This is a genomic window from Cellulomonas sp. P4_A2, from assembly GCF_056402515.1.
Genome location: NZ_JBFUHG010000012.1, coordinates 162,756 through 172,207, shown reverse-complemented (window position 1 = coordinate 172,207; position 9,452 = coordinate 162,756). Strand labels below are relative to the sequence as shown.

At 72.2% G+C, this 9,452-nt stretch carries 9 protein-coding genes; 4 read left to right on the top strand and 5 right to left on the bottom strand.

Features of this window, described 5'->3' with window-relative positions:
* Nucleotides 1-222 (top strand): GlsB/YeaQ/YmgE family stress response membrane protein (locus AC1DUE_RS13460; RefSeq protein WP_477038963.1); only part of this gene is annotated, 222 nt, incomplete at its 5' end.
* A 53-nt stretch (nt 223-275) separates the two neighbouring features.
* On the opposite strand, the gene ychF is transcribed toward AC1DUE_RS13460, so the two are convergent.
* Genes ychF through AC1DUE_RS13445 form a run of 3 tightly spaced genes read right to left on the bottom strand, consistent with a single transcriptional unit; the run spans nt 276 to nt 3,692 of the window.
* A complete protein-coding gene (ychF, locus tag AC1DUE_RS13455; protein ID WP_477039930.1) occupies nt 276-1,349 on the bottom strand; it encodes a redox-regulated ATPase YchF in 1,074 nt (357 codons plus the stop codon).
* A 31-nt stretch (nt 1,350-1,380) separates the two neighbouring features.
* Nucleotides 1,381-2,943 (bottom strand): hypothetical protein, encoded by a 1,563-nt coding sequence (locus tag AC1DUE_RS13450; protein ID WP_477039929.1) that lies wholly within the window; start codon nt 2,941-2,943, stop codon nt 1,381-1,383.
* A complete protein-coding gene (locus AC1DUE_RS13445) occupies nt 2,919-3,692 on the bottom strand; it encodes an ABC transporter ATP-binding protein (protein WP_477039928.1) in 774 nt (257 codons plus the stop codon). The genes AC1DUE_RS13450 and AC1DUE_RS13445 overlap by 25 nt, the downstream gene beginning before the upstream one ends.
* Before the next feature lie 79 nt (nt 3,693-3,771).
* Here AC1DUE_RS13445 and AC1DUE_RS13440 point away from each other — a divergent pair, with 79 nt between their 5' ends.
* Nucleotides 3,772-5,109: a DNA recombination protein RmuC gene (locus tag AC1DUE_RS13440; RefSeq protein ID WP_477039927.1), complete on the top strand. Its 1,338-nt coding sequence runs from the start codon at nt 3,772-3,774 to the stop codon at nt 5,107-5,109.
* An 81-nt stretch (nt 5,110-5,190) separates the two neighbouring features.
* Here the strand turns inward: AC1DUE_RS13440 and AC1DUE_RS13435 are convergent, their stop codons facing one another.
* A complete protein-coding gene (locus AC1DUE_RS13435; RefSeq protein WP_477039926.1) occupies nt 5,191-6,219 on the bottom strand; it encodes a 4-hydroxy-3-methylbut-2-enyl diphosphate reductase in 1,029 nt (342 codons plus the stop codon).
* A gap of 123 nt (nt 6,220-6,342) precedes the next feature.
* On the opposite strand from AC1DUE_RS13435, the gene xseA reads away from it, so the two are divergent.
* Nucleotides 6,343-7,620, top strand: coding sequence for an exodeoxyribonuclease VII large subunit (xseA, locus tag AC1DUE_RS13430; protein WP_477039925.1), 1,278 nt, complete (start codon nt 6,343-6,345; stop codon nt 7,618-7,620).
* A 53-nt stretch (nt 7,621-7,673) separates the two neighbouring features.
* Here xseA and AC1DUE_RS13425 read toward each other — a convergent pair whose 3' ends face one another.
* Nucleotides 7,674-8,726: an ABC-2 transporter permease gene (locus AC1DUE_RS13425; RefSeq protein ID WP_477039924.1), complete on the bottom strand. Its 1,053-nt coding sequence runs from the start codon at nt 8,724-8,726 to the stop codon at nt 7,674-7,676.
* Between the two features lie 98 nt (nt 8,727-8,824).
* On the opposite strand from AC1DUE_RS13425, the gene AC1DUE_RS13420 reads away from it, so the two are divergent.
* Nucleotides 8,825-9,418, top strand: coding sequence for a TetR/AcrR family transcriptional regulator (locus AC1DUE_RS13420; protein ID WP_477039923.1), 594 nt, complete (start codon nt 8,825-8,827; stop codon nt 9,416-9,418).
* The last annotated feature ends 34 nt before the right edge of the window (nt 9,419-9,452 follow it).

Below are 9,452 nucleotides of genomic sequence, written 5' to 3'. Positions count from 1 at the left end.
CGCCTCATCGTCCCCGGCAAGCAGAACCTGTCCATCGCCATGACGATCGTCATCGGGATCATCGGGTCGTTCGTCGGCGGGTTCCTGGGCTACCTGCTGTTCCACAAGGACGCCGACGACGGCTTCCTGCAGCCCGCCGGCCTCATCGGGTCGATCATCGGCGCGATCATCGTGCTGCTGATCTGGATCCGCGTCGGCGGCCGCCGCTCGATCACCAACTGACCCCGCGCCGGGTCCCGGTCGTCACGGCCGGGACCCGCGATCGCCGGCCACGCTCACACGTTGAAGCGGAACTCCACCACGTCGCCGTCGGCCATCACGTAGTCCTTGCCCTCGATGCGAGCCTTGCCGGCCGCGCGGGCGGCGGCGACGGAGCCGGCGGCGACGAGGTCGTCGAACGAGATGACCTCGGCCTTGATGAAACCCTTCTGGAAGTCGGTGTGGATCACACCGGCCGCCTGCGGGGCGGTCCAGCCCTGGTGGATGGTCCAGGCGCGGGACTCCTTGGGGCCGGCGGTCAGGTAGGACTGCAGGCCGAGGGTGTGGAAGCCGACGCGGGCCAGCTGGTCGAGGCCGGCCTCCTCCTGCCCGTTGTCGGCGAGCATCTCCTTGGCCTCGTCGGGCTCGAGCTCGACGAGCTCGGACTCGAACTTGGCGTCGAGGAAGATGGCGTCGGCGGGGGCGACCAGCGCGCGCAGCTCGTCCTGGAACGCGGTGTCGGCCAGGCCCGCGTCGTCGGTGTTGAAGACGTAGATGAACGGCTTGCTCGTCATGAGCTGCAGCTCGTCGAGGTGCTCGATCGTCTTGCCGCTGCGTGCCAGGGTCGTGCCGGTCTCGAGGATGGCGAACGCCTCCTGCGCGGCGGCGAGCAGACCGGGGTCGGCCTTCTTGGCGCGAACCTCCTTCTCGAGACGCGGGATCGCCTTCTCGAGGGTCTGCAGGTCGGCGAGGATCAACTCGGTGTTGATGATCTCGATGTCGTCCTTGGGGTTCACCTCGCCCGAGACGTGCACCACGTCCGGGTCGGCGAAGGCTCGGGTGACCTGGCAGATCGCGTCGGCCTCGCGGATGTTGGCGAGGAACTTGTTGCCCAGGCCCTCGCCCTCGCTCGCGCCCTTCACGATGCCGGCGATGTCCACGAAGGACACGGTCGCGGGCAGGATCCGCTCGGAACCGAACAGCTCGGCGAGGGTCTCCAGCCGAGGGTCCGGGAGCGGGACCACGCCGACGTTCGGCTCGATCGTCGCGAAGGGGTAGTTCGCCGCGAGGACCGACGCACGGGTCAGCGCGTTGAACAGGGTGGACTTGCCGACGTTGGGCAGGCCGACGATGCCGATGGTGAGTGCCACGTCGGACGAGTCTACGGGGCCGACGAGACGCTCAGGCGAACGCCATGATCCGGCGCAGCAGGTCGGCGCCGTTGCGCTCCAGCGTCCGGCCGCCCACGCGCAGCCCCACGACGAGCAGGAGGCCACCGAGCAGCACCCCGACGACGAGAGTCGCCCAGCCCAGCGAGGCGTCCGACTGCGACACCGCGAGGAACGCCAGTACCGCCTCGGGCAGGCTGAGCGCGAGGACCGCGGACCAGCCGACGAGCTGCGAGGTCACCGCGACCATCGAGGCACCCTGACGGGTCTGGAACGGGTTGTCCCCCGGCTGCTGGACCGGGTAGACGACGAGCGCGGACACGATGCTCGCGCCGCCGAACGCCGTGCAGAGCACCCCGGTCGAGACGCCGAGCAGGGCGGGGATCGCGCCGGGCCGGTCGGTCAGCAGCGCCGAGCCGACGACGTACACCACGACGACCGGCAACGCGATGGCCGACGCCCCCAGCACGCGGCCCAGCCGGTCCGTGAGGCCCGTGACGGGCGCGGCGAGGTGGGTCCAGAACGCCGAGCCGTCGTAGGCGACGTCGGCCGAGATGCCCCACCCCAGCAGGAACGCGGCAGTCGGGCCGAGGAACAGCAGCGCGCTGCCGCCCGGGCTGAAGATCCACATGAGCACGGGCAGCAGCGGCACGATCGCGATGGCCAGCGCGTACCGCGGGTCGCGGACCCAGTAGGTCAGGCTCCGGGCGGTCACCGCGCCCAGCGGCGTCGCGGGCAGCCGGCCGAACCAGCCGAGCCCACGCGACCTCGTCGACACCGACTCGTGCACCGGGTTGACCAGCGCATGCGCGAGCGAGCGGTCCCAGACGACCGCGAGGACCACGAGCGTCCCGACGGCGATGCCGAACCGCGCTGCCGCCGTCGCCCACCGGCCGTCCGCGACCGACCACGGCACGGCCCAGACCGCGCCGAGCGGCGTCCAGCCCAGGACGTCGGCGATCTTCGTCAGTCCTTCCCGGGTGATGCTGCCGCTCGACATCGAGACCCGGCTGATGAGGGGCCCGACGAGGAGCAGCGGGATCAGTGCGGCCGCGGCCATGAGCTCGCGCACCCGCCGCTTGCCCATCAGGTGCGAGGACGCCGAGGTCGTCGCGCGGCCCCCGACGATGCACGTCGCGATCGCGAGCGGGACGCACACCATCCCGGCGAGCATGGCGACGGGCGTGCGCCACCAGACGCCGGCCATGGACAGCGCGGCGACCGCGGTGACGACCCCGGGGATGCCGATCACGGCCCCGATCCCCAGCCCGACGAGCATGCTGCGGCGCGGGATGGTGAAGGTGACGAACCGCGCCGGGTCGACCGTCGCGTCCACGCCGAACGAGATCAGCGGGACCACCCACCAGCCGAGCACCAGCACCGAGCCCAGCAGGGCGGTGACGAGCCCGCGGATGTCCGGGTCCTGCACGCTGACCGCCGCCATCGAGGCCACCAGGACGACGATCGCTCCCAGGCCGTACAGCGCGGCGACGGCGAGCCCGACCACCTGCCACGGGCTTCGTCGCAGACCATTGCGCAGCAGCGAGAGCTTCAGCCGGACGAGGTGCGCAACCATGCGAGCCCTTCACCGGTCCCCCGGCCGCCGACCAGCTGCACGAACCTGTCCTCGAGGCTCTGGTCGCCGCGCACCTCGTCCACGGTCCCTGCGGCCAGCACGTGACCGGCCGCGATCACCGCGACGTGGTCGCACATGCGCTGCACCAGGTCCATGACGTGCGACGAGACGATCACGCTCCCGCCGGACGCGACGTAAGACGCGAGGATGTCGCGGATGTTCGCCGCGGAGACGGGGTCGACGGCCTCGAACGGCTCGTCCAGGACCAGCAGCCTCGGCGCGTGCACCATCGCGCAGGCGAGAGCGACCTTCTTCGTCATGCCCGCGGAGTACTCCACGACGAGCGTCCGGGCGTCCTTGGCCAGGTCGAACGCGACGAGCAGGTCTCGCGCGCGGGCCGCCACGGTGTCGCGGTCCAGGCCGTGCAGCAGGCCCGCGTAGGTGATGAGCTGCTCGCCGGTGAGCCGGTCGAACAGGCGCACCCCGTCGGGCAGGACGCCGAGCATCTGCTTGACCTCCAGCGGGTTCGCCCACAGGTCCTGCCCGTGCACCAGTACCGTGCCGAAGTCGGGCTTGAGCAGGCCGGTCGCCATCGACAGGGAGGTCGTCTTGCCGGCGCCGTTCGGTCCGACGAGGCCGTAGAACGACCCTGCGGGGACGACGAGATCGATGCCGGCGACCGCGATCTTCTGGCCGAAACGGCGCCACAGCCCGCGCAGCTCCAGCGCGGGTACGGGGTCGGTCGGCATCGCTCCACCCTACGGTTCGCGTGTCGGCACGTCCCTCCGCCGTCGGGTGGATGTCAGTGGCTGCTGGGAGGGTCCCCGCATGGACACCTCACTGCTGCTCGGGCTGCTGGTCGGAGCCGTTCTCGGTGCCGTGCTGGCCTCGTGGCGCGGCTCGGTCGCCGGCGCGCGGGCCCGCGCGTCGCTGGAGGCGGAGCGCAGGATCGCCGCGGAGCGCCTCGCGGATGTGGACCGGCAGGCGGACCAGTTCCGGGCGCTGGCGGCGGAGGCTCTCGCGACGAGCACCGACCAGTTCCTCGCGCTCGCGCACCAGCAGTTCGCGGCCGACCACCAGACGGCCGCGGGCGAGCTCGCGCAGCGCGAGGCGGCCGTCCGCGCGATGGTCGAGCCGCTGTCGAGCACGCTCGACGCCGTCCGCGTGCAGCTGTCCACGGCCGAACAGGCCCGCGCGGCCGGTCACGCGGCGCTCGGAGAGCAGGTCCGGGCGATGCACGCGGCGTCGGAGCACCTTCGCGACGAGACGTCGCGGCTGGTCACGGCGCTGCGGTCCTCGCAGGTGCGCGGGCGCTGGGGCGAGGTCCAGCTGCGCCGGGTCGTCGAGGCCGCCGGCATGCTGCCGCACGTGGACTTCGTCGAGCAGGCGCAGGTCCGCACCGACGACGGGCTGCTGCGGCCGGACATGGTCGTGCGGCTGGCAGGCGGCAAGAGCATCGTGGTCGACGCCAAGGTGGCGTTCCTCGGGTTCCTCGACGCCGCGCAGGCGACCGACGAGTCCGTGCGCGCCGACCGGCTCGCCGCGCACGCCCGGCACGTGCGGTCGCACGTCGACGACCTGGCGGGCAAGCGCTACTGGGACCAGTTCGCCCCGGCACCGGAGTTCGTCGTCATGTTCGTGCCGGCCGAGTCGTTCCTCGGCGCCGCGGCCGAGCTCGACCCGCTGCTCATGGAGTACGCGTTCGAGCGGAACGTCGTCATCGCCACGCCCATGACCCTGCTCGCCCTGCTGCGCACCATCGCCTACGCCTGGCGCCAGGACGCCCTCGCCGACAACGCGCAGGCCGTGCTCACGCTGGGCAAGGAGCTGCACGGCCGGCTCGCGACGATGGGGGCACACCTCGCCCGGCTCGGACGCGCGATCGACTCCGCCGCCGGGGCGTACAACCAGACGGTGTCGTCGCTGGAGACCCGGGTCCTGGTCAGCGCCCGGCGGTTCGCGGACCTGAACGTCGTGGACGGCGACCTGCCGATGCCCGAGCCGTCCAACCCGCGCCTGTCGAGCGTGAGCGCGCCGGAGCTGGTGGCCTCCGCCGACGAGCACGTGGTCCTGTTCGACGGGCGCGCCGAACGCGACGACCGCGCGCTGCGTGCCGAACGGGCCGACGGCGACACTGCCGGATCGGTCGACGCCTCGACCGCGTGAGCCGTCAGCCACGTCCTGTCGGGCGGCGCTTGGTTCTGTCCGGCGGCGCCCGGATGGGTGCGGTGCCGCTGCTGCGCGAGGTCAGGCGGGCTGGACTTTCAGGTCGCGGCGACCGTCGCGGCGCGGGCGGGCCGGCTCGGAGCCGGCGGCCTTGAGGTCGGCGCGCAGCTCGCGCGGCAGCGAGAACATGAGGTCCTCGGTCGCCGTGCGGACCTCCTCGACGTCCCCGAAGCCGTGCTCGGCCAGCAGGGCCAGCACGTCGCGGACCAGGATCTCCGGCACGGACGCGCCGGAGGTGACGCCGACGGTCGTCGCGCCGTCGAGCCAGGCCGTGTCGATCTCGGCGGCGGTGTCGACCCGGTAGGAGGTGCGGGCGCCCGCGTCGAGCGCGACCTCGACCAGGCGCACGGAGTTGGAGGAGTTGGCCGAGCCGACCGTGATCACGACGTCGCACTCGGGAGCCAGCTTCTTGACGGCCACCTGGCGGTTCTGCGTGGCGTAGCAGATGTCGTCGCTGGGCGGGTCCTGCAGGTTGGGGAACTTCTCGCGCAGCCGGCGGACCGTCTCCATGGTCTCGTCGACGGACAACGTCGTCTGGGAGATCCAGATGAGACGGTCGGGGTCGCGCACCTCGAGCGCGGCCACGGCGTCGGGCGAGTCGACGACCTGGATGTGGTCGGGCGCCTCGCCGTACGTCCCCTCGACCTCCTCGTGTCCCTCGTGGCCGATCAGCAGGATGTCGTAGTCCTCGGCGGCGAACCGGACGGCCTCCTTGTGCACCTTGGTGACCAGGGGGCAGGTCGCGTCGATCGTCTGCAGCGACCGCGCCGCCGCGGCCGCGTGCACGGCAGGAGAGACCCCGTGCGCGGAGAACACGACGCGGGCGCCCTCGGGCACCTCGTCGGTGTCGTCCACGAAGATCGCCCCGCGCGCCGCCAGGGTCTCGACCACGTACTTGTTGTGCACGATCTCCTTGCGCACGTACACGGGGGCGCCGTAGTGCTCGAGCGCCTTCTCGACGGCGATGACCGCGCGGTCGACGCCGGCGCAGTACCCACGCGGCGCAGCCAGAAGTACACGCTTGCCGGTGGCGGATGTCGAGGTGGTCACCGGGCGAGTCTAGTTCGGCGACCGCTGCACACCCCCGGCCAGGACCGGCCAGGGCGCGGATCGGCACGTGACGTCCATCGCACGTCCACGCCGAGCCGTGGGGCGGGCCCCCGTGTGGGTCCGATGAGGCAGGCTGGGGGCGTGAGCAGCGAGCCGATCATCAGCGCACCCGTGAGCTCGGGCCCGCGGCCGCTGAAGGCCGCCGACACCACGCCCGACCGCCCCTGGCCGGTCCGGCACCTCGCGCCCAAGATCGCCGACTACATCGCCAAGATGCCGCCGGTCTGGGTGGAGGGGCAGGTGCTCAACCTCAAGCACTGGAACACCCTCTACTTCCTCACGCTGCGGGACACCGACCTCGACATGTCGCTGTCGGTCACGGTGCCCGCGGCGTCGATGCGCCCGCTGGCCGACAAGATCTCCGACGGTGCGCACCTCGTGGTCCATGCGCGCCCGCAGTTCCACGCCAAGAAGGGCACGCTGACGTTCGCGGCCGACGACGTGCGGCTGGTCGGCCTCGGCGAGCTGCTGGCCCGCATCGAGCACCTCAAGGGGATCCTCGGCGCCGAGGGCCTGTTCGAGCCGAACCGCAAGCGACCCCTGCCGTTCCTGCCGCGCACCGTCGGGCTGATCGTCGCGCAGCAGGGGGACGCCGAGCACGACGTCGTGTCGAACGCGCGCGCCCGCTGGGCGGCCGTGGACTTCGAGATCCGGCGCGTCACCGTGCAGGGTCCGCGGGCGGTGCCGGAGGTGAGCGCCGCCATCACCGAGCTCGACGCCGACCCCCGCGTCGACGTGATCGTCGTCGCGCGCGGCGGCGGGTCGTTCGAGGACCTGCTGCCGTTCAGCAACGAGGCGCTCGTGCGCGTGGCCGCGGCCTGCCGGACGCCGCTGGTGAGCGCGATCGGGCACCACCTGGACACGCCCCTGCTCGACCTGGTCGCCGACTTCCGTGCCTCGACTCCCACGGACGCCGCGAAGCGGATCGTGCCCGACGTCGGCGAGGAGCGCGCCCGGATCATGCAGGCCCGCCTGCGGGCGCGCGCGGCCCTGACGCAGCGCGTGCAGCGGGAGCAGTCGGGCCTCGAGCAGCTGCGCAGCCGGCCGGTGCTGAAGTCTCCGACGACCCTCGTCGACCAGCACGAGCACCGCGTCGACGCCCTGCGCCAGAGCGGTCGTCGCGCGCTGCACACCAGCCTGGTGCATGGGTTCGCGGAGGTCGCGGGCCTCGCCGCCCAGGTCCGGGCCCTGTCCCCCGCCGCCACGCTCGACCGCGGGTACGCCGTCGTGCAGGCGGCCGACGGCCACGTCGTCCGGGACCCCGCCGAGGTGTCGGCGGGCGACGACCTGCGGGTCCGCGTCGCCCGCGGCGAGCTGACGGCGAACGTCACCTCCCCCTGAACCGCAGGCCCGGGCGCCCTCGGGGCACCCGGGCCCGTCGTGCGTGCGGAACGTCAGGCGTTGACCGCGACCTGCTGCGGGTGGTGCTCGGCGTACTCGTGCTCGGCGGCCTCCTCGGCCTCCTCGATGGCGGCATGCGAGGCGGCGCCGGTGTTCTTGAAGTGCCCGACGACCGACAGGACGAGCCCGAGGGCGGCCCACGACGCGAGCGCGAGCCAGAGCTGCGTGGTGTCGGCGCGGGGGAAGTAGGACTCGTCGCGAAGCAGCGCGGCGGCGGCGCCCGGCGGCATCCACTGGCCGATCGCCCCGAACGGCGCGGGGAGCATCTGCCACGGCTGGGCGGCGGCGGCGAGCGGGTTGGCGATCAGGAGGAAGAGCACCGGCCCGATGGCGATGCCGGGCCGGCCGACGACGGAGACGAAGCCGACGATGGTGGCGGCGATCCCGAAGATCGCCAGGCCGATGATCCCGGCGTTGACCCAGTAGCTGCCCTCGATGGCGCCGAACCAGCCCTGGAGCACCCCGGCGACCGCGAGCCCACCGAAGATGGAGTACGCGGCGACCGCGGTGACCCGGCGCCAGACGCCGACCACGAGGATCGAGACGAGGATGCCGCCGATCATCCCGCCGATGACGAGCGGGAGGGTGACCACACCGAGGACCGCGCCGCGCGGGTCACCGGTGCCCAGCGGGACCACGTCGGTGACGGGGACGGGCACCCCGACCTGCTCGGCGAGTACCGGCGAGAACGCGGCGAGCTGCTGCGCGACGACCGCGCTGCCGGCGGTCGAGGTGAGGATCTCAGGCGAGTCGCCCAGGACGATCGCGCCGTAGACCTCGCGGGTCTCGACGAGGTCGACGGCAGCGGCGCGGTCGGGCGCCTGCACGACGTCGAAGACACCGGGTGCCCGCTGGGACAGGCCCTGCTCGACGGGTGCGGTCGCGGCGGCGGGGCCGGCGACGGCGACCGGGAGGTCGTGGGCGTCGGAGGTGACGGAGGGCCACAGGAAGGCGAGGGTGATCACGGTGACGACGACGGCGAGACCCGCGCCGACACCGATCAGGCGGCGCCACGGGGTGTGCGGCCGCAGTGCGGGAGTCGACATGTCAGAGCTTCCTCTCTAAACCGAATGTTCGTTCTTTTACAGAGTCGACCTCGGCGCGACGACTTGTCAAGAACGATCGTTCGTTTTTATAGTCGGGTGTGCCCAAGGTCACCGAGGAGTACCGCGTCGCTCGTCGAGACGAGATCGCCGACGCCGCCCTGCGCGCGTTCCGGCGCAAGGGATTCCAGGCCACCTCGATGGCCGAGATCATCGCCGAATCGGGGTTGTCGGCCGGCGCGATCTACGGCCACTACCCGAGCAAGAGCGCGATCGTGGTGGACGTCGCGAGCCGCGTGATCGACACCCGCATCCACGACATCGAGCACCTGTCCGACCTGACGCCGATGCCCCCACCGCCGCAGCTCCCCCGGGTGCTCATCGCCGGCATGCTCGGGGCCATGGGCAGCCCCCGGATCATGGTCCAGCTGTGGGGCGAGGGGATGACCGACCCGGAGGTCGGGATGCTCGCGTCGGGCGTCATCGAGCGGCTGCGCGCGACGTTGATCACCTACATCTCGCTGTGGATCCAGCGAGCGCACGGCACCCCAGCCGACGAGGCCGACGTGCTCGCCGCCGAGCAGGTGCCCTTGTTCATCGCGGCCGTCCAGGGCTACGTCGTCCAGGCCTCGATCGTGCCGACGTTCGACGGCGAGGCCTACCTCGCAGCCGTCGAGAAGTACCTGCCGCAGTAAAGACGCCGCGACGTCCGCCCTCGTGTGGCCTATG

Excerpts from the sequence above, each read along its gene's own strand:
- AC1DUE_RS13440 (WP_477039927.1), top strand. The coding sequence starts at position 3,772 with ATGGACACCTCACTGCTGCTCGGGCTGCTGGTCGGAGCCGTTCTCGGT.
- AC1DUE_RS13445 (WP_477039928.1), bottom strand. The coding sequence starts at position 3,692 with ATGCCGACCGACCCCGTACCCGCGCTGGAGCTGCGCGGGCTGTGGCGC.
- xseA (WP_477039925.1), top strand. The coding sequence starts at position 6,343 with ATGAGGCAGGCTGGGGGCGTGAGCAGCGAGCCGATCATCAGCGCACCC.
- AC1DUE_RS13425 (WP_477039924.1), bottom strand. The coding sequence starts at position 8,726 with ATGTCGACTCCCGCACTGCGGCCGCACACCCCGTGGCGCCGCCTGATC.
- AC1DUE_RS13450 (WP_477039929.1), bottom strand. The coding sequence starts at position 2,943 with ATGGTTGCGCACCTCGTCCGGCTGAAGCTCTCGCTGCTGCGCAATGGT.